This is a genomic window from Collinsella aerofaciens, assembly GCF_039752775.1.
GTDB classification, from domain to species: Bacteria; Actinomycetota; Coriobacteriia; order Coriobacteriales; family Coriobacteriaceae; genus Collinsella; species Collinsella aerofaciens_R.
On the sequence record NZ_JBDMGT010000028.1, the window covers coordinates 11,964 to 30,509 of the forward strand.

Consider the following 18,546-nt stretch of genomic DNA (forward strand, 5'->3'; position numbering starts at 1 on the left):
ACTATGAAAGGTATCCATGGAAACGATCATCAACGTCGACGATGTCTCGTTCTCCTATGGCACGCAGACCGAGCAGACGCTCAGCCACATTTCGCTCAGCGTGAACAAGGGAGATTTCATCGGCATCATCGGGCCCTCGGGCGCCGGCAAGTCCACGCTTGCCGCCTGCCTGTCAGGTGCCGTGCCCCACCACTACACCGGCACGTTCTTTGGGTCCGTCATGGTTGACGGCCACGACACCTGCGAGGTCTCGCTGACCGACGTGTCGCAAATCGTCGGCAGCGTGCTGCAGGATATCGACACGCAGATGGTCGCTTCGATCGTCGAGGACGAGATGCTCTTTGGCCTCGAGAACTTTGGCGTTCCCCACGACAAGATCGAGCAGCGCTTGAGCGAAACGCTCGAGACCGTCGGCATCAGCGACCAGCGTGACCGCGAGATCGCCACCCTCTCGGGCGGACAGAAGCAAAAGGTGGCCATCGCCGCCATCCTCGCCATGCGTCCGCGCGTCTTGGTTCTCGACGAGCCCACCGCGGCACTCGACCCCGCCAGCTCCACGCTGGTCTTCGAGACGCTGCGTGAGGCAAACCGCACACTTGGAATCACCATCGTCGTCGTTGAGCAAAAGGTCGCCCTACTCTCGGAGTACTGCAACCGCGTGCTCGTGCTCAACCATGGCGAAATCGCGCTGCAGGGCGAGCCACACGAGGTCTTCGCGCATACCGACGAGCTCCGTGCCATCGGCGTCGACTGCCCTCGCGTCACGCGTATCTTCAATAGCCTCGAGGCCGATGGCCTGGTAAGCGGTACCCCCTGCTTGGATGTCGATGAGGCCGAGCGCCTGATTTCGGGCATCGTCGACCCCGCACACGCGGCCATCGAAGCCCAAGCGCCTGCCGGTTCCCCGCATGCGCCGTCGTTGCGCCCTCATGCCAAGGACGCAGAACCCGTACTCACCTTCGACCATGTTGAGTTTGCCTATCCCAATGGCGGCGCCGCCGTACACGACCTTAGCCTGACGCTCTATCCCGGCGAGCTCGTGGGCATCGTCGGCCAGAACGGTGCCGGCAAGACCACGCTCACCAAGCTGCTCACGGGTCTGCTCAAGCCCGCCTCGGGCAGCGTGCGCGTCACGGGACTGGATACTGCAACCGTCCCCACGAGCCGCATTGCCCGCGAGGTCGCAACCCTCTTCCAAAACCCCGACCGCCAGATCTGCAAGGACACCGTGCTCGACGAGGTCGCCTTTGGCCTGGAGCTTGCCGGCATCGACCGTGCCGAGGCGCTGCGTCGCGCCCAGCTCGTCATCGACCGCTTTGGCTTGCCGGCCGACGAGGCGCCCTTCTCGCTCTCGCGCGGTCAGCGACAAATGGTGGCGCTTGCCTCCGTCGTAGTGGTTGAGCCCAAGATCGTCGTGCTCGACGAGCCCACGAGCGGCCTTGATTACCGCGAGTGCATGACCGTCATGGAAACGGTGCGCACCATGGCCGAGCGCGGTTGCGCCGTTATCATGGTCTGCCACGATATGGAAGTCGTCTCGGATTTTGCCGAGCGCATTGTGGTAATGGCCGACGGTCGCATCCTCGACCGCGGCCGCACGCACGAGCTATTCTCGAACATCGATCTCATGCGGCGTGCCTACGTGGAGCCTCCCCAGGTTATTGAGCTCTCGCGCCGTCTGGCATCTTCCGTCTCGACCGCTTTTGCGCAGGTGAGCGAGGTCTCCGATGTCGTTCGAATTACCAAGGAGATGGTCCACCGTGGTTAACGTCATCGACTACATGCCGGGTGACACGCTGCTGCATCGCCTGAACCCCGTCGTCAAACTGGGCCTCGCCGCCGCCATCATCGTCGGCATCTTCTTGTCCGACACCTACGTGGCGCTGCTGGGCTTTTTGGCGCTCACCCTTGCCCTGGGTGCCTATGCGGGCGTCGTCAACCGCCTGTTCTCGCTGCTCAAGTTGCTGATTCCGCTCGCGCTTATCATGCTGGTGCTCCAGCTGGCCTTTATGCGCGATGGCAACGTGGTGTGGAGCTTTATCACCGACACGGGCCTCATCACGGGATCGAAGGCCTGTCTGCGCCTGCTGGGTGTGGCGTTACCACTCATCCTCATGCTCACGGTGACCAAGCTCAACGACCTTGCCAACGCCTGCGTCGAGGTGCTGCACGTGCCGTATCGCTATGCTTTCACTTTTACCACGGCGCTGCGCTTCGTGCCGGTGTTTGGTCAAGAGATGAACGCCATCATGGAGGCGCAGACCGCACGCGGCGTCGAGTACGACACCAAGAACCCCATCAAGAAGCTTAAGCTCATGCTGCCACTGTGCGTGCCACTGCTCATCTCGAGCGTGGGCAAGACCGATGCCACAGCCTTGGCGGCAGAACAGCGCGGCTTCTACCTGCGTACGCGCGCCAGCTCGTACAAGCGCTACCCCATCAAGGGCCTGGACATCGCCGTGCTCATCGTCAGCATCGCCCTCATCGCCATCGGCTTCCTGTTCTAGTTCACCACTGACAGCAACCGCCCAACGCAAAAGGCCTCGGCTCGCACCAAACGAGCCGAGGCCTTACTGTTTCACCAGATAAAACCTACCAAAATTAACCTGTCCCTTTTGACAGGTCGGAAGCTAGAGGCGGTAGGGAGCGCCGCTACGGATGATGGATTCGCGCACCAGGACATCCATGGCGTCGAGGGTGATCTCGGGCATCTCTCGGTACTTTTGCAACACCGAGAGCTCGGTGCAGGCCAGAATGACGCGGTCGCAGCCGCTACGGGCGAACTCCCACATCACGCGGTCGAACTTATCCATATCGGGCTCACGTCCGGCCTTCACATCATCGTAGATAAGCGACATCACATCGTTCTGACGTTTCTCGCTGGGATAGACGACCTCAACACCCGCAGCCTTACATTCGCGGCCGTAGACGCCCGCGCCCACGGTGCCATCGGTGCCCATGATGCCGATCTTATGCACCGGCTCGGCCGGCATACTCAGGTTGGGGTCGAACTCACACTCCCCCATCACCGCACCGGCCAGAGCATAGCGCACCGACTCACGCGGCATGTGGATAATCGGCACCTTCGTAAACGACTGGATCTGGTCATAGAAGTAGTGTGACGTGTTGCAGGGAATGGCAATGTGTGCACAGCCCAGCGACTCGAGTGCCTGGGCGCACTCTTTCATGGTCGCCAGCAGTTTGGCATGCTCGCCGGTCTTAATGGCCAGCGTGCGGTCGGGCATGGTCGACTTGGAGAGTACCACCATGTCGATATGTTCCTGATCGCAGGCAGCAGCCGTATGACGCACCACCTGGTCGTAGTAATACGACGTGGCCTCGGCGCCCATGCCGCCGATAACTCCCAGCTTTTCCATCGCCGCCTCCTTGGTGACGCTTGCGCAATTGCGCGTATCATACCCGCGCCCGCCCGATGCAAACCGGACGGGCGCCGCGCTCATCTACTTGTAATACGTCTTGAACAGCTTAAAGTGGCGCAGCTTGGTGTGCCACATGCGCAGCCAGCGGTTAAAGACAAAGTCGCCCTTCATAAACGAAGGGTCGGCGCCCTTGCCTTCCTTGTCCAGGCGATGCACCTTAGCGCGCAGCTCGGGATCCTTGACGTACTTGTCGACGACGCCCATGGGGACGACCATCCACAGGGCCTCGTCCTGAGCCGTCACAAACTCCGGCTCAAACGGACGGTTGAACACATACTCGTCCACCACATACTTGGCAACGTTAAAGCCGCTGTTGGTAACGTAGTAGTTGCTGCGGCCCTGGCGCGTGTTGAAATCGAAGAACTTAAACGAGCCGTCGCGCTCGTCGTACTTTACGTCAAAGTTGGAATAGCCCACAAAGTGAAGGTCCTCGAGCAACTTACGCACGCCGCCCATGAGCTCGTCGTTGGGCTCGGTAATGATACAGGCATGGTTGCCGACACCGTGGGGCTGATGCTCCTCGAGTAGCACATGGCCCAGGCACATCATGCGGACCTTACCGTTGCGGTCGGAATAGCTGGTGAGCACGCGCATGTACTCGTCGTTGCCGGGCACGCGATCCTGCAAGATCAGGTCGTCGGTGTAGCCGCTGGCATACGAGTCGCGAATGACCTGTTCCAGCTCGGCGCGGTCGGCAATCTCATAGGCCTTCTTCTGGCCCTCGAACTCATGCTGCCACCACATGATGCCGTCAGAAGGCTTCAGAATCATCGGGTAAGGAAAATCAATCTGGTCGAGCACTTCGGCAGGCGCCTCACCCTGGGCATTGAGCATCGCCTTGGTAAAGGTAAACGTGTGCGGATAGGGCACGCCATGCTTCTCGCACAGCTCGTAGAAGATCTCCTTCTTCTGGCACTGCTCGAGCATGCTGTAGGGCGCGTAGGGAGCGACGATGTTATCCGCCAGCTCATGAGCATCCTTGGCTTGAGCCACGAGAGCGACATAGTTGTCGCCGCAGCCCACAAGGACAATAGTCTTGTCGGCATGCGCTTGGGCAATGCCGTTGACGGTTTTGAGCATCACGGGCATGGTGTCGATATCCACGTTGGGCGTGTAGTCGATAATCTGGCTGCGGTACGCGGGACCCGTCTGATACTTGCCAAAGACCAGACTCTTGACCTGGTACTCCTCGTAGAAGGCGCGCGCCACCGAATAGGCGTTGATGTCGCCACCAAGCAGCACGGGAATGAACTCGCGCTCTGTAAATTGCAATGCCATGGAAACTTCCTATCATGAACTGCCCACACAACGGGCGGTCTTTGCGCAACTGATTTATTCTAGCGCGCCAAGCCGCCGGCGCCCAAAGCTCCACCGTATCTATGGCAATCGACGTAATCGTCCAGCACGAAGACGGCGCCCACCGTTGTATGACAATGGGCAATGAACCTACCGTTGTTGTAGGATTCAGCGTATTGACATCTTCGAGCGAAAGGTGCACACGTGCCCCAAGACCATCCGACCGATAATCCCATCCTCAATGCCGCGAGGCGCGAGCTGGCGGAACGTGCGAAAGCGACCGCTCCCCTGTGCACGGCAAACGACGCCTACAACGGACCCGCCCGCATCGTCTCGATCAACACGTCGGCACACAAGGGCACGCGCAAGTCGCCCGTCGCCGACGGGCACGACACCGTTATAGAGCAATTTGGCCTCGCCTCCGACGCACACGCCGGGCATTGGCACCGCCAGGTTTCCTTTTTAGCTGCAGAGTCTATCCAGACGGCGCAGGCGCGCGGGCTCGATGTGCACGAGGGCGACTTCGGAGAGAACTTCACAACCCGGGGCATCAACCTGCTCTCGCTCCCCTTGGGCACACAGCTCAAGCTTGGCAGCGAGGTGCTTGTCGAAATCAGCCAAATCGGCAAGGTCTGCCACACACGCTGTGCCATCTACTATCTCGCCGGCGACTGCATCTTTCCCCACGAGGGCGTTTTTGGCGTGGCACTAAAGGGCGGAGAGGTCTACGCCGGCGACGATATCCAGGTAATCAAACTCGGCGACGGCACCTGTTCGTTCACCCCCGCCGAGGCCCTCGAAGAGATTGAGCAGGCTCGCCAGAAGGGCACGCTGTAGTTATAAAACCCCACGTTGAGATGGCTTTTACAGCCCAAAACTCCTCTCAAACAGAGCTCTGTAACGTTAAAGTTGAACTCTATGGTTTCTCAACAATTCATCATAACTGCAGGTCAAAGCCAAAGCCTCAAGTTCAACTTGACCCTTTGGAACCTTTAAGGTTCAAGTTGAGGTCGAAAGCAGTAGTAGAATACCGTTCGAACCATAACCTACGATTGATTGCAGAGGGACTGGATGCAGCATTCGAATCATCGCACCGCAGCGCTCATTGCGTCGAAGCCGGCTCGCATCATCACGAGTGCCGCGCTCGCCGTTGCGCTGACGGCCACGCCGATGCTCTCCCCCGTTGCGGCGTATGCCGCCTCGCAGGCAACGCAGGACCAGCTTTCCGCAGCCCAGCAGAAGATCGAAGCCGCCACGAGCGCCTACAACGACGCCCGCACCAAACTCGATGACCTGCAAAAGCAGATTGACTCCAATGAGGCAAGCATCGAGGAAATCGAGGCCAAGCTTCCCGAGCAGCAGGCCAAGGCAAGCTCCGCCATGCGCGATCTGTACAAGTATCAGAAGGGCACCAATCCCATCGTGAGCTTCCTGGTCAACGCGCAGAGCCTGGGTGAGTTCATCACGACCTGCAAATACACCAACCAGATCACGAGCTCGAGCGTCGACGAGATCGAACAGCTCAATAACATGCAAACCGAACTCGAGCAGAACAAGGCTGAGCTCCAGCAGGCCAAGTCTCAGCTTGAGGCAGAGCAGAAAAACGCCGAGGATGCGCTGGCGCAGGCCCAGCAGCTCCGCAGCGAGGCACAGGCAAAAGCCGAGCAGGAAAATGCCGCCGAGCTTGCCAAGCTTGAGGCCGATAAGGCCGCTGCCGCCGAGAAGCTCTCGGGCGAGGGCGTAAGCGGCAGCAATTCCAGCAGCCAGGCCACCAACACCAACACCACCATCGACACCACGGTGAACAACGCCAATACCGGTAGCTCCGATTACGATTCGTTCATTAATGAGTGGACGAGCCGCATCGACAATTATCTCGCCGGCTCCCCCATGGCAGGCCAGGGCTATAACTTTGCCGTCGCCGCTTGGAATACCGGTGTCGATCCCCGTTGGTCCCCCGCCATCGCCTGCATCGAGAGCACCAAGGGCGCTTATTGCGCCAATTCTTACAACGCCTGGGGCTGGAGTGCACGTGGCGGCGGTTGGCGCAGCTTTGGCAGCTGGAGCGAGGGCATCTCCGCTCACGTTGCCTATCTGGGCGCCAACTACGGCTCCACCCTTACCCCGGCTGCGGCCAAAAAGTACTGCCCGCCCACGTGGCAGGACTGGTACAACAAAGTCGCCGCTCAGATGAACCGCATCTAAGTGCAACTGCAAAGGGCCCCAATAGGGCCCTTTTCTTTTAGGTAGCGGAGGTATCGACGACGCCGGTCGCATTGGCAACCGCGACTATGACGATCATGCACAGGAGCAGCACACCCAATGCCTTGAGCCAGAGTTTCGCGAGTTTCTTGCCGCGATAGCTGTCGAGCAGTGCGAATCGCCGACGAAGACGGCGCTTATCGAGCAGCGCAAAATGCATAAGCACCATAAGACCATCGACAAAGAAAAAATACTCGATTATGAGAAGCCACGTCGGGTAACTTTGGTTTGCTCCGGTGGGGTGAAAGACGGCAAAGTGACTTCCGGCAAAGAACACAAGCAGCGAGAAGCAGATGAGCGTATTCCAAATGCGCCCCAGAGACTCCGGAACGCGAGAGAGCAGACCACATGCAGCGGAGGCGGCAGGTCTAGGAAGCACTGTGGGGTTCTGGAGCCCTTGGGGCGTCAACACCGTCTCCGAGGCCGGAGTACGGACAAGCACAGGCGCAGGAGGCCGCACGGGGCGACTTAGATCGTATGCCGCGCGCGTCGCCCGTCCCAACGCTTCCGCGCTCGCAAAACGCTTGGCCGGGTCGAGCGCCATCGACATGCAGACGGCATCGGCAAGTGGAGTGGGAATGCCGCATGCCTCACATTGCTCGCGCATGTCGAGCCCTGGTTTAGGGTCGACTCCCGTCAAGCAAAAGAACAACAGGGCCCCAAGTGCGTAGACATCGCTGCGCACACTCGTCTGCCCAAACCCATACTGCTCGGGCGGCGCATAGGGTCGCGTGCCAAACTTGACGGTGTCAGCATCGGCGCCATCGCGCCATACGCGCGCGATTCCCAGGTCAATAATCACCAACGACGAGAAGGTCATGCCAGCATCGGCCGCATACCTCACGCCCGATACGATGATGTTCGAGGGTTTAAGGTCGCGATGGATTACCGGTACCCCTGGCTCCCCCGCAGCTGCAAAACCAGCATGCAGCTCGCCCACCGCTTCACACAGAACGGGATACAGCTCGCGGGCATAATCGGGCGTCGCGCCCAGGCGCCCCACGAGCGCCTCGAGCGTCTCGCCTTCGACATATTCCATCACCACATCGAGCTCCTCGCCCGCGCGGCGGCAATCGACAATCCGGGGTAAGTGTTCAAAACGGCGTCCGGCCCGCTGAGCCGCAAACAGGCGCTCGTAGGCCCCGCCAATCTGCGCCGAAGCATCGATGCGCTTGCGGACAAAGGGACCGAGAGACCCGCCGCCAGAGCCCTCAAAATAGACGAGTTCGGTCGTCTCGACATCCGAGCACTTGAGCACGCGCTCCACACGATAGCTGTCATCGCGGTCGAGCGACGCCAAATGCTCGGCAAGTGAAGCAGTCAGCTCGTCATCGGAATATGTTGGGCTCTGAGTATCCATGGCGTCCATCATAACGCAGGGTGCGGACACCCCATGGTGTCCGCACCCTGTTCGTTCGCATAGTTGTTTCGGCAACAGCCAGCTCAGCCATTGGCCACTAACTCACCGTTTCCTCGCCAAAGCGATACAGCTCTTCATTGACCTTTTGGAGGCTACAGCCACGGTCGATGCAAAAGATAATGATTGCATCGCGACGGTCCCTGCAGTTTAGGACGCTCACTCCGGCAGCCGTCAGGGCGCGGTTAGTCTCCTTCATCGACAGCGCCATTGCAAAGGCAATCTGCAGCACCTTATTGCGGCTCGGATTGCGCGAACCGGTAAAGATCTGATAGCCAAAGGTCTCGTTGAGGTCGGCCATACGCACCACGCGCGAACGCTCGAGCCCCTTCTCTTGCAGCAACTGCTTTAAGTAATCCGAAAGCGACGGGGCGGCAAAGTCGTGTTCCTTGATATAGCCATCGATGTTTGGCGCGTCGAGAAGCTCATTGAGCAACTCGTCAGTCAGCTTTTTATCGGACATACGACTTCACCTCCCCCAGTGCATGCAACATGCTAGAAACCGCTTACGTCCGAACGCTCCCAGCTAGCAACCTGGTCGGGAGACACCGTACCCAGCGCCTCGAACTTCCAGGAGCCGCCCGCCTTCAGATGATTGGTGTTTGCAAGAGCCGTTCCAACCTGGTTGCCATCGGCATCATACAGAACATATTCAATCTGAATGTAGCTCTTTTCCTTGTCCGTGTTATTGGTCAGGGTGCCCGTGATCTTATAGGTAAACTGATTGGAAGTGTCTTCAGCCTCGTCAGCAATGGTATACGGTTCTTGCGGTTCTTTTTGCTCCTCAGCCTGCCGTGTCGTCTCGGCAGGTTTTGCCGAATCGCTCGCAGACGAATCGGTTGAGTTGCCGCCCATAGAGCCCACGGCACCGACAATAACCAGCACCACGATGATGCCTAGGACAATCTTGCCGATTGGCTTCTTTCCCTCTTTTGCCATTATTCATCCTTCCTACGATCCGGCTACCGTGCCGGTACACAGCACATCGTAGGAAGGATTGAACTTGAATTCATTAGCTGAGAGCTAAGGCTGCGGTAAACGACCAATGCAGTTATCCAAACGCCGAGCAAACGCACTGCGCGCGACCGTCTGCTGGCAGTGCATCAACCCACCGTGACGGATTCCCCGGTAAAGGCACTGATCATCAACAGGACAAAGAAAACAAGGTAGCTGGCACTCAGCAGGTACGCAATGATCAGAAAGACGACCCAGCCGACATTGGTTTTACCGTCGGCACGGCGTTGCTCGCGATTGCGGCAGAGCCAAATCGTCACGCCGATGGCAGTGATAAACAGCACGAGCGCCGCCGCGGCAAGCCCGGCAAGCGCAAACATCACGCCAATGCTCACAGCAATAACCGGAAGCAGCAGCAAACCGCACCCGCATCCACCCGGACTATATACGGCAGACTGTCGGCGTCGCCTCATCGCCGCGCCACCCCCATCATCTTTGAGCACTACAGTGCGATAGCCTGCTGAACAGGAACGATCTTGTCGAGTTCCGGTTCGATCCGCCTTTTCTCGGCCTCAAGGTCAAACGCCACCTGAGCGCGCAGCCAATAACCATCCGTCAGGCCAAAATAACGGCAAAGACGGAGGTCGGTGTCGGCCGTCACGCGACGTTTTCCCAAGACAATCTGCCCGATACGCTGAGCCGGAATCCCAGTCTCTTTCGCAAGGCGATATTGAGAAATGCCCATGGGAACAAGAAACTCCTCTTTGAGAAGCTCACCAGGAGTCACCGGCGACAGCAAATCGGCCGAAGTCTCATCACTTGTGATAATCGACGATTTCGACATTCCAAGCCATCTCCTGTCTCCACTCAAAACAGACCCGATAGCGCTCGTTAACACGGATGCTATATTGACCGGCACGATCGCCCTTCAAAGCTTCCAGGCGGTTGCCCGGTGGAACGCGAAGATCATCAAGCGAAGCACAAACCTGCAGTTGGCGAATCTTCCTCAACGCAACACGCTCAAAGGGCACGAACCTCCTGACCCGCACACCCATGGCAAAGCGTTCGGTATCCTCATCTTTATACGATGCAATCATAGTATCGCCTTACGTTAGTAACGTCAAACCTTTCTATAGACTTACATCTCTATTATATCGTACGTTTGTTCGTGTTTTCTAGAACAAATAGTCCTTTGCGCCTTAGTCAAGCAAAAGCAATCGTTTGTAGACATCGAGGCCTTTGAGAAGAATCTCCTCGTCAAAGAGCATGGTATCGGTATGCAGAGCGCTCATCGCATAGGCTGGGCAGTCATCAGCGTCGATCGGGTTTTCTTGTCCTTCTGGCACGCCCGTGCCCAGCAAGAAGAACACGCCCGGCAGATGGCGCTGATAGAAAGCAAAGTCCTCGGCAATTAACAGCGGCTCGTCCACAAGTTGCAACTCGGGCAAGGCAGGCGCAATGTGGGCAAACAACTCGGGGTCGTTATCGACTGGCGGATAGCCCTCGGCAAAGTCGAGATCGTACGTACAGCCCGTTGCGGTGCACGCCTCGTCGAGCGCACGGCGTACGCCCTCGCGCGCACGGTCGAACATGGCGTCCGTAAACACACGCAAGCTACCGGCAACATGGGCCTCCCCCGCCACCGCATTGCAGACGGTGCCGGCCTGCAGCAGGCCAAACTTACCGATGCAGGGCTCATCGGCACCCAGCTCGTCCATCAGCTCGCGCTCGGCAACCAGGAACTTTGCCGCCGCCAGCGCTGCGTCATGTGATTCCTCGACTGGAACGCCGTAGGTCTTGGCGATATGGATGCTCGTGCCATGGATATGAATGTGCGTCTCGCTCGAGCGCGCCAGCAGCGGACCGGGACAGCTCGCCAGCGTACCGGCAGGAAGATCGGGCCACACGTGAAAGCCAAAGATGCGGTCGACCCCGTAGCGCTCGAACACGCCGCTCTCGCATACCGTCTTAGCGCCACCGGTTGTTTCCTCGGCCGGCTGGAACACAAAAAGCACGTTGCGCTTAATAACGCCCGGCTGCTCACGAATCGTACGGTCGACAAAAGTTGCCGCCGCGAGGGCCATAGCCATGTGCCCGTCGTGGCCGCACGCGTGCATCTTGCCGGGATGCGTCGAGGCAAAAGCGGCGCCCGTCGTCTCCGCAATAGGCAACGCATCCATATCGGCACGAATCGCCGTAGCATGCGAGGCACCCGTGCCAGCGTCGAAGAAAGCGCACACGCAACTAGGGCACGGATGGATCACCTCGCAGGCAAGCGGAGCGAGCACGCCCTCGATATAGGCGATAGTTTGCGGAAGATCGAAGTCGAGCTCCGGAATGCGATGCAGGTCGCGACGATAGCGACGGAGTTCTTGGAGCTCGGTCATGGGGATTCCTTTCATGGGGCAACTCAGTTGTCACCTATTGTGACGCAGGATTGTGGCGCCCTCGTTTCTAGCATGATGCTGCATTTTTTAAACGTTATATACGAATACTCTTGTTTGGTAAAGTGCAACGTGATAGGGTCTTTACCACTTGATAGAGGCGCGGGCACGAAGAGCCGCGGGCGAGCCGGCAGGCTTTGACCCCGTGGGGAGGCGAAACCCGCCGAACTGGGTTTTTCGGGCACGAACAACCTGGTGGGCCTGTGGGAAACACCCACAGGACTGTCTGCAGCAATGCGGGAGCGCTATCCGGACATTGGGTCCACGCTATGCGGATTCGATGCGCAGATGGCGCCGTCTGGATAGCGAGGTTTACGGGACATGGCATTGACCCCCAACGAGGCATATGCGGCCAAGCAGCCGTTTGTGGACAAGGAGACACTCGAGCATATCGTCGAGCAGTTCCCCACGCCGTTTCATCTATACGACGAGGCGGGCATCCGCCGCAACATGCAAGAAGTGCGCGACGCCTTTGCATGGAACCCGGGCTTTAAGGAATACTTTGCCGTCAAGGCCAACCCCAACCCGGCGCTCATCTCCATTCTCAACGAATACGGCTGCGGCTGCGATTGCTCGAGCTATACCGAGCTCATGATCGCCCGCTCACTGGGTATCACGGGACACGACATCATGTTCTCGTCCAACGACACACCGGCTGCCGACTTTGAGCTCGCCGACAAGCTGGGTGCCATCGTCAACTTTGACGACATCAGCCACATCGGGTTCTTTGAGCGCGTTGCGGGGCCCATCCCCAAGACGGTCAGCTGCCGCTTTAATCCAGGCGGCCTGTTCCAGCTCTCCAACGGCATCATGGACAACCCGGGCGACTCCAAATATGGCATGACCACCGAGCAGCTCTTCGAGGCCTTCCGCATGCTCAAGGCCAAGGGCGCCGAGGACTTTGGCATCCACGCATTCCTTGCCAGCAACACTGTCACCAACGACTACTACCCCAAGCTCGCGCGCATCCTCTTTGAGCTTGCCGTACGCCTGGAGCGCGAGACCGGCGCACACGTCGCCTTCATCAATCTGTCCGGCGGCGTCGGCATCCCCTACCTGCCCGAGCAGCAGACCAACGACATTCGCGCCATCGGCGAGGGAGTACACGCGGCATACGACGAGATCCTGGTTCCCGCCGGCATGGGCGATGTGGCGATCTGCACCGAGATGGGCCGCTTTATGATGGGCCCCTACGGCTGCCTGGTCACCAAGGCCATCCACGAGAAGCAGATCTACAAGGACTATATCGGTGTCGATGCAAGCGCCGTCGATTTGATTCGCCCTGCCATGTATGGCGCTTACCACCACGTTACAGTGATGGGCCAGCCGGGTGGCCCCGACAAGTCCGCAGCTCCCGTCACGAACACGTACGATATCACGGGCAACCTGTGCGAAAACAACGACAAGTTCGCCATCGACCGCGAGCTGCCGCATATCGACATGGATGACCTGCTTGTAATCCACGATACCGGTGCGCATGGCTACTCCATGGGCTACAACTACAACGGACGTCTGCGCTCCGCCGAGGTCCTGCTGCGCCCCGATGGCGCGGCCGACCTCATCCGCCGCGCCGAGCGCCCGGGCGATTACTTTTCCACGCTCGACGTGCTGCCGTGCGGCCGAGAGCTGCTGGCCAAGTCGCGCGCCGAAAGCGCCCGCCGTCGCGCCCAAGACGAGCGCCTGGCAGTCGCAGCTCAATGGAACAAACGCATCCAGATCGCGGAGGCGAAGGAGAAGAACATGGACATCCGCAATCTCGAGGGCTCAATCGTCGCCCTGGTTACGCCGTTTAAAAAGGACGGCAGTGTCGACTTTGACGCGCTCGAGCGCCTTATCGATTTCCACTTGCAAAATGGCACCGACGCCATTCTCACCCTGGGCACCACCGGCGAGAGCGCCACGATGACCGATGACGAGGACAACTCCGTCGTCGCCGCCGTGGTCAAGCATGTTGCAGGACGCGTCCCCGTCATCGCCGGCTCAGGCTCCAACTCCACGCAGACCATGCTCACCAAGTCGCTTACTTACCAGGGCTTGGGAGCCGACGGCCTGCTGCTCATTACCCCCTACTACAACAAGTCCAACGAAGAGGGTATCTATCAGCACTTTAAGACCGTCGCCGATGCCGTTGACATCCCCTGCATCCTGTACAACATCCCCGGCCGCTGCGGCTGCGGTATCAGCGAGCGCAACGTAGAGCGCCTAGCCGCGCACCCCAACATCATGGGCATCAAGGAGGCCTCGGGCAACGTCGCCTACGCGGCCAAGATCGCCCACCTGCTGTCCGACGATTTCCGCATGTACTCGGGCGAGGATGCACTCACAGTGCCGCTCATGAGCCTGGGCGCTTCGGGCACCATCAGCGTGTGGGCCGACGTGCAGCCGCAGCTTGTACACGACATGTGCCGCGCTTATCTGGACGGCGACGTAGCGCGCGCCCGCGATATCCAGATTGCCGGCCAGCCGCTCATCAACGCCCTCTTTAGCGAGGTCAACCCCATCCCCGTCAAGGAAGCGCTCGCCCAGATGGGCATGATCGAGGCAAACTACCGTATGCCGCTGTGCCCCATGGCAGACGACACGCGAGCCGCACTTACCGATGCTCTGAAGGGAGCTGGTCTACTTGATTAAGACCGTCATTATGGGAACGGGCCGCATGAGCTCGCTCATCCGCACTACCGCCGAAGGCATTGTCGACGCCGCCGGGCAGCCCGTTTTTGATATCGTGACCCAGATTGGCTTCGATTTGAGCGAGCTCGAGAACGCACCGGCTGCCGACGTCATCATCGACTTCTCGAACGTCGCGACCTTCGACGCCGTCGTCGCCTATGTCGAGCGCACGGGCGCGGCGTTGGTCTCAGGCACCACAGGCTACACCCCCGAGCAGATGGACCGCCTGCGTGAGCTGGGCCAGAACACCCGCGTTATGCACTCGGGCAATTACTCCATCGGTATCGCAGCCCTGCGCCATCTGGTAGCGCAGGCTACACGCGAGCTGCCCGGCTTTGACTGCGAAATCGTCGAGACGCACCACAACCAAAAGGTCGACGCCCCCAGCGGCACTGCCAAGCTACTGCTCGACGCCGTCGTCGAAGCCGAGCCCGAGGCAGGCTACCACCCCGTCTATGGCCGCGAGGGCATGTGCGGAGCACGCGATCCCAAGGAAATCGGTATGCACTCGCTGCGCGGCGGCACCGTCGCCGGCGTGCACGAGGTGAGCTTCTTTGGCCAGGACGAGGAGGTCACGCTCACCCACCGCGCCACGAGCCGTCAGATCTTTGTCAACGGCGCCTTGGCAGCCGCGCAGAAGCTCGTCACCCGCGAACCCGGCTTCTATACGTTCGACAAGGTCATGTTTGCCTAACCAGGTATCAACCGAATCCACCCAAAGGAGAGATAGCAAATGAGCAACGCAGCCGAGATGGATGCACAGGAGATTATCAACTACATCGCCACCGCGCCCAAAAAGACGCCCGTCAAGCTGTACGTGCGCGAGAAGCCGGGCATGAAGGTTGCCTGGGGCGACGCACATGTCTACGGCGGCCGTCGCGGCAAGACCGTCTTTGGCGACTGGGACGAGCTCAAGACCATCCTGGACGCCAATGCCGATTCCATCGATTACTACGACGTTGAAAACGATTGCCGCAACTCCGCCGTGCCCATGCTCGACCTTAAGGGCATCAACGCCCGCATCGAGCCGGGCGCGATCATCCGCGACCGCGTCGAGATTGGCGACCGTGCCGTCATCATGATGGGCGCCATCATCAACATCGGCTCCGTTATCGGCGAGGGTTCCATGATCGATATGGGCGCCGTGCTGGGCGGTCGCGCCACCGTGGGCAAGAACTGCCACATCGGCGCCGGCACCGTGCTGGCAGGCGTTGTGGAGCCCGCCAGCGCCACGCCCGTCATCATCGAGGACGATGTCATGATCGGCGCAAACGCCGTGGTCCTGGAAGGCGTGCACGTGGGCAAGGGTGCTGTAGTTGCCGCCGGCGCCGTGTGCGTCGAGGACGTCCCCGCCGGCGCCGTCGTGGCCGGTGTCCCCGCCCGCGCCATCAAGATGCGCGACGAGAAGACCGACAGCAAGACCGGCCTGGAAGAGGGCCTGCGCCAGCTTTAATAGTTACGGCGTTTTACCAAACGCCGTAACGGCCCGACGCTGCAAACGCCCCTAAGCGGCAATCTGACGTTCAATCGTCGGTCGCGTACCGAAGTACGCTTCCCTCCTCTTTCACGTCACCTTGCTCGCTTAGGGGCGTTTTCGCTGACGTATGCTCGACCTGCAACGTAATTCAGCCCCAAGTAAAAAGGCCGAAGCCCTCATCCGGGGCTTCGGCCTTTATTTTTGCAGCGTCCAAGCGCAGTTTATCGATTCTCAATTGACCCGATATTCTTGAGCTCGATGGAGATGAGGCCGTTGGGCTCATTGACGAACTCGATGTACTCGGAGTTCGAACCCATCTCGGCCGGGAAGCTGATCTCGATGCCCGTGTCGGTACGGATCTTGTGATTGCGCACGGCCGCGCGCTCAACTTGCTTGCGCTCCACGGGAACGCGCTCAGGCACCTTCTCCTCAGTCAGTGCCGCGCGCACGCTCTCCTTGATAACTGGTTCGTCCTCAAAGACCTCATCGACGATATCCCAAGGCGGCAGCTCCTCGTCATCCTCGACTTTCTCGGCAACGGCAGCCTTAACCTTGGCGAGCGCCACGGCCGTGTTGGCACCGTGCTCCTCGGCGACTTCCTCGACCACACGCGTCACGGTGTCGATGACCTCCTTGCCCGATACCCCCGTGTCGCACTGCAGCAGGCCATCGGGAATGAGCATGCGATCCTCGCCGGCAATCTTGCGCTTCTTATCCACATAGCCGATCTCCATGGTGCTTGCACGCACGATTGCATAGCTCGGCACCTTTTGCGAGGGGTTCGGCAGAATGGCGTAGTGGCGCGCGATGTCGTTGCGCACCTCCCCCTCTTCGCGGCCCACTTCGTGCATAAAAGCCTGCTTGGAGCCCAGCAGCATCACGGCAAACCAGCGGGCATCCTCATCGTCGTCAAAATCAGCCACGAGCACGTCGGTGGACTCGGCTTTCTCGGCTTTGGTGAGCTCGGAGGAGATAAACTCCGCAATCTGCTGCGACAGGTCCACGAACTCGCGCTCGCCAAAGAAATAGCCCTTGAGCTCACCACCAAACGCAGAGTTCTCGGCAAACGTGGCGCGTTTGTTGTCGGCCGAGGTACGAGCGCGCCGCAGGTGCGTGGTTACGAAATTACGCACGGTGCGGCTCTCGATATCCAACTCGCGCTGGCTCATAACGTTGACGGCAGAGTCAAAGTCCAGGATATGCAGAATCGCGTGATTGATTTTCATATACGGCATTCCGTTCTAGATCGATTTCGGCACGAACCAGTATAGCGGTCGAGCCCGCCCCAGGCGCATCGAAGATTGGCGCATCGGGGACAGGTTGCTTTGTATCAATGGCTAGCGCAGGAGCTCGGACTGCCAAGCCTCGAGCTGTTCTGCCAAACTCTTGCCGGCAGCGGGCACGTCGATCTGGGGTCGTTTGGGCAACAGTGCGCATTTAAGGATCGCCACGATGGTCTGCGAGATAAAGCGTCGCGTATCTTTGTCAAAGCCTTGCGCAGCCTGGAGCATCACGGGCAGACTCTCACGCAGATTTCCTGCGATATCCGCAAACCGTTCGGCGTCCGTAGCCTCAAACACGGAGAACAACGCATCTACAAAACGCTCGCGCTCGCTAGGTGACACTGCAAGCAGCATCTCGCGAATGGAGCCATCAACGTATCGAGCACCGGCGGACAGGCGCTCACAGTATACGAAGTCGCAACCATCAACCACCCAGCTAAAGGGATTGTGCTGCAGCAGGCTGAACTCGGTGCTCTCAACGATGGCATAGTCCTCTTGTGTCTCGAACATCATGCCGAAGATCGACGACCGAGGTAGCGTCTTGTCGATTCGACCGGAAAGATCGGCAAAGGCGTTGCCGTTCAGAAACTCCTCGACGAACCCTGGACCATCATGGGAATACGCCCGTTCGATTCGCTCACGGGCGACATCGGAGCACATCGCCGCACCGTACACCGCAAGGTTTCCGCCCTTGGAATGACCTCCGCACAAAAGCGGCCCGTCGATCGCATCCGCCGCCTCGTCCACATAACGCGCCGCGGATTCCTGGGCCGGCACAGGACACCGGAACGCCATGTTAAAGTCCTCTTTCCAGCCCACAATCGTGCTGTCGGTCCCCCGGAAGGAAAGATAGCTAAACCCCGCCGGAAACCGGAACGCCATGGCTGCAAACTGCTCCGTCGCCACCACATCGCTCACGGCACGATAGCCGCAAACGTGCACGCCGCGGTATCTGGGATTTGCTGCCACGGCCTCCAACAAGGCCCTGCTTCCCTCTGGGCCCCACAAGTCGTCAATCATGTCCCGGTAGCACTCGGCACGCAGCAGTTCGCGTACGTCTAGGCCCTGCCAGTTCGTCAGCCCCGCCATATCACCCGGCAAGCGCAAATAGGACAACCACGCAAAGACCAGGCTATCCACCGCGCAGAACGGCCGCTCCTCAAAGGGATCAAACGCCGTCTGGACATAGGTCAAAAAATTAGGCGAATCCGACATGGCCCTCCCATTGTTAGCGCCGGGCGATTTTAGCCGCTAATAGTCAAACTATTTTGACCAATCCCGGTCACCGAATAATGGCCACCGT

Annotated in this window: 18 protein-coding genes and 1 riboswitch; of the genes, 7 read left to right on the plus strand and 11 right to left on the minus strand. The window is 59.4% G+C overall.

Features of this window, described 5'->3' with window-relative positions; genetic code table 11:
- The first annotated feature begins 16 nt into the window (after positions 1 to 16).
- Positions 17 to 1,768, plus strand: coding sequence for an ABC transporter ATP-binding protein (locus ABHR63_RS07910; RefSeq protein WP_346965177.1), 1,752 nt, complete (start codon positions 17 to 19; stop codon positions 1,766 to 1,768).
- Positions 1,761 to 2,507, plus strand: a complete 747-nt coding sequence (locus ABHR63_RS07915) for an energy-coupling factor transporter transmembrane component T family protein (protein ID WP_346965178.1) — start codon at positions 1,761 to 1,763, stop codon at positions 2,505 to 2,507. Before ABHR63_RS07910 ends, ABHR63_RS07915 begins: the two co-directional genes overlap by 8 nt.
- Positions 2,508 to 2,630: 123 nt before the next feature.
- On the opposite strand, the gene ABHR63_RS07920 is transcribed toward ABHR63_RS07915, so the two are convergent.
- Both ABHR63_RS07920 and ABHR63_RS07925 read right to left on the minus strand, forming a co-directional pair.
- Positions 2,631 to 3,377 (minus strand): aspartate/glutamate racemase family protein, encoded by a 747-nt coding sequence (locus ABHR63_RS07920; protein WP_040358337.1) that lies wholly within the window; start codon positions 3,375 to 3,377, stop codon positions 2,631 to 2,633.
- Between the two features lie 84 nt (positions 3,378 to 3,461).
- The gene (locus ABHR63_RS07925) at positions 3,462 to 4,718 is read right to left on the minus strand and encodes a carboxylate--amine ligase (protein WP_035137907.1); all 1,257 of its coding nucleotides are present in this window, start codon (positions 4,716 to 4,718) and stop codon (positions 3,462 to 3,464) included.
- Between the two features lie 222 nt (positions 4,719 to 4,940).
- Between ABHR63_RS07925 and ABHR63_RS07930 the strand changes: the two genes are divergently transcribed.
- A complete protein-coding gene (locus tag ABHR63_RS07930; RefSeq protein ID WP_271760189.1) occupies positions 4,941 to 5,573 on the plus strand; it encodes an MOSC domain-containing protein in 633 nt (210 codons plus the stop codon).
- 234 nt (positions 5,574 to 5,807) lie between these two features.
- The gene (locus ABHR63_RS07935; protein ID WP_006234328.1) at positions 5,808 to 6,941 is read left to right on the plus strand and encodes a coiled-coil domain-containing protein; all 1,134 of its coding nucleotides are present in this window, start codon (positions 5,808 to 5,810) and stop codon (positions 6,939 to 6,941) included.
- A gap of 37 nt (positions 6,942 to 6,978) precedes the next feature.
- On the opposite strand, the gene ABHR63_RS07940 is transcribed toward ABHR63_RS07935, so the two are convergent.
- The 7 genes from ABHR63_RS07940 to ABHR63_RS07970 all read right to left on the minus strand — a co-directional run bounded on the left by ABHR63_RS07940 (position 6,979) and on the right by ABHR63_RS07970 (position 11,756).
- The gene (locus tag ABHR63_RS07940; RefSeq protein ID WP_346965179.1) at positions 6,979 to 8,358 is read right to left on the minus strand and encodes a serine/threonine protein kinase; all 1,380 of its coding nucleotides are present in this window, start codon (positions 8,356 to 8,358) and stop codon (positions 6,979 to 6,981) included.
- 97 nt (positions 8,359 to 8,455) lie between these two features.
- On the minus strand, positions 8,456 to 8,878 hold the full coding sequence (locus ABHR63_RS07945; protein WP_346965950.1) for an XRE family transcriptional regulator: 423 nt from the start codon (positions 8,876 to 8,878) through the stop codon (positions 8,456 to 8,458).
- Between the two features lie 32 nt (positions 8,879 to 8,910).
- Positions 8,911 to 9,354 (minus strand): FxLYD domain-containing protein, encoded by a 444-nt coding sequence (locus ABHR63_RS07950; RefSeq protein WP_006234331.1) that lies wholly within the window; start codon positions 9,352 to 9,354, stop codon positions 8,911 to 8,913.
- Between the two features lie 164 nt (positions 9,355 to 9,518).
- Positions 9,519 to 9,788 carry a hypothetical protein gene (locus tag ABHR63_RS07955; protein ID WP_050766085.1) on the minus strand — a complete coding sequence of 90 codons (270 nt, stop codon included), beginning with the start codon at positions 9,786 to 9,788 and terminating at the stop codon, positions 9,519 to 9,521.
- An 83-nt stretch (positions 9,789 to 9,871) separates the two neighbouring features.
- Entirely contained in the window at positions 9,872 to 10,213 is a 342-nt protein-coding gene (locus tag ABHR63_RS07960; RefSeq protein ID WP_050766086.1) for a HigA family addiction module antitoxin, read from the minus strand.
- Entirely contained in the window at positions 10,185 to 10,466 is a 282-nt protein-coding gene (locus ABHR63_RS07965; protein WP_006234335.1) for a type II toxin-antitoxin system RelE/ParE family toxin, read from the minus strand. Before ABHR63_RS07965 ends, ABHR63_RS07960 begins: the two co-directional genes overlap by 29 nt.
- A 102-nt stretch (positions 10,467 to 10,568) precedes the next feature.
- The gene (locus ABHR63_RS07970; protein ID WP_138112137.1) at positions 10,569 to 11,756 is read right to left on the minus strand and encodes an N-acetyldiaminopimelate deacetylase; all 1,188 of its coding nucleotides are present in this window, start codon (positions 11,754 to 11,756) and stop codon (positions 10,569 to 10,571) included.
- A gap of 144 nt (positions 11,757 to 11,900) precedes the next feature.
- Positions 11,901 to 12,069, plus strand: a riboswitch (Lysine riboswitch).
- 65 nt (positions 12,070 to 12,134) lie between these two features.
- Here ABHR63_RS07970 and dapA point away from each other — a divergent pair.
- The 3 genes from dapA to dapD are packed head-to-tail and all read left to right on the plus strand — an operon-like array spanning position 12,135 to position 15,936.
- The gene (gene dapA, locus ABHR63_RS07975) at positions 12,135 to 14,444 is read left to right on the plus strand and encodes a 4-hydroxy-tetrahydrodipicolinate synthase (RefSeq protein WP_346965182.1); all 2,310 of its coding nucleotides are present in this window, start codon (positions 12,135 to 12,137) and stop codon (positions 14,442 to 14,444) included.
- Entirely contained in the window at positions 14,437 to 15,177 is a 741-nt protein-coding gene (gene dapB, locus ABHR63_RS07980) for a 4-hydroxy-tetrahydrodipicolinate reductase (RefSeq protein WP_346965183.1), read from the plus strand. Before dapA ends, dapB begins: the two co-directional genes overlap by 8 nt.
- A 39-nt stretch (positions 15,178 to 15,216) precedes the next feature.
- Entirely contained in the window at positions 15,217 to 15,936 is a 720-nt protein-coding gene (gene dapD / locus ABHR63_RS07985; protein WP_006234339.1) for a 2,3,4,5-tetrahydropyridine-2,6-dicarboxylate N-acetyltransferase, read from the plus strand.
- Between the two features lie 245 nt (positions 15,937 to 16,181).
- Here dapD and ABHR63_RS07990 read toward each other — a convergent pair whose 3' ends face one another.
- Together ABHR63_RS07990 and ABHR63_RS07995 are read right to left on the minus strand one after the other, a co-directional pair.
- On the minus strand, positions 16,182 to 17,186 hold the full coding sequence (locus tag ABHR63_RS07990) for a nucleoid-associated protein (protein WP_022094136.1): 1,005 nt from the start codon (positions 17,184 to 17,186) through the stop codon (positions 16,182 to 16,184).
- 111 nt (positions 17,187 to 17,297) lie between these two features.
- Positions 17,298 to 18,458, minus strand: a complete 1,161-nt coding sequence (locus ABHR63_RS07995; protein ID WP_346965184.1) for an Mbeg1-like protein — start codon at positions 18,456 to 18,458, stop codon at positions 17,298 to 17,300.
- Positions 18,459 to 18,546: the final 88 nt, after the last annotated feature.

Excerpts from the sequence above, each read along its gene's own strand:
- ABHR63_RS07910 (WP_346965177.1), top strand. The coding sequence starts at position 17 with ATGGAAACGATCATCAACGTCGACGATGTCTCGTTCTCCTATGGCACG.
- ABHR63_RS07920 (WP_040358337.1), bottom strand. The coding sequence starts at position 3,377 with ATGGAAAAGCTGGGAGTTATCGGCGGCATGGGCGCCGAGGCCACGTCG.
- ABHR63_RS07925 (WP_035137907.1), bottom strand. The coding sequence starts at position 4,718 with ATGGCATTGCAATTTACAGAGCGCGAGTTCATTCCCGTGCTGCTTGGT.
- ABHR63_RS07935 (WP_006234328.1), top strand. The coding sequence starts at position 5,808 with ATGCAGCATTCGAATCATCGCACCGCAGCGCTCATTGCGTCGAAGCCG.
- ABHR63_RS07940 (WP_346965179.1), bottom strand. The coding sequence starts at position 8,358 with ATGGATACTCAGAGCCCAACATATTCCGATGACGAGCTGACTGCTTCA.
- ABHR63_RS07945 (WP_346965950.1), bottom strand. The coding sequence starts at position 8,878 with ATGTCCGATAAAAAGCTGACTGACGAGTTGCTCAATGAGCTTCTCGAC.
- ABHR63_RS07950 (WP_006234331.1), bottom strand. The coding sequence starts at position 9,354 with ATGGCAAAAGAGGGAAAGAAGCCAATCGGCAAGATTGTCCTAGGCATC.
- ABHR63_RS07960 (WP_050766086.1), bottom strand. The coding sequence starts at position 10,213 with ATGTCGAAATCGTCGATTATCACAAGTGATGAGACTTCGGCCGATTTG.
- ABHR63_RS07965 (WP_006234335.1), bottom strand. The coding sequence starts at position 10,466 with ATGATTGCATCGTATAAAGATGAGGATACCGAACGCTTTGCCATGGGT.
- ABHR63_RS07970 (WP_138112137.1), bottom strand. The coding sequence starts at position 11,756 with ATGACCGAGCTCCAAGAACTCCGTCGCTATCGTCGCGACCTGCATCGC.
- dapA (WP_346965182.1), top strand. The coding sequence starts at position 12,135 with ATGGCATTGACCCCCAACGAGGCATATGCGGCCAAGCAGCCGTTTGTG.
- dapD (WP_006234339.1), top strand. The coding sequence starts at position 15,217 with ATGAGCAACGCAGCCGAGATGGATGCACAGGAGATTATCAACTACATC.
- ABHR63_RS07990 (WP_022094136.1), bottom strand. The coding sequence starts at position 17,186 with ATGAAAATCAATCACGCGATTCTGCATATCCTGGACTTTGACTCTGCC.
- ABHR63_RS07995 (WP_346965184.1), bottom strand. The coding sequence starts at position 18,458 with ATGTCGGATTCGCCTAATTTTTTGACCTATGTCCAGACGGCGTTTGAT.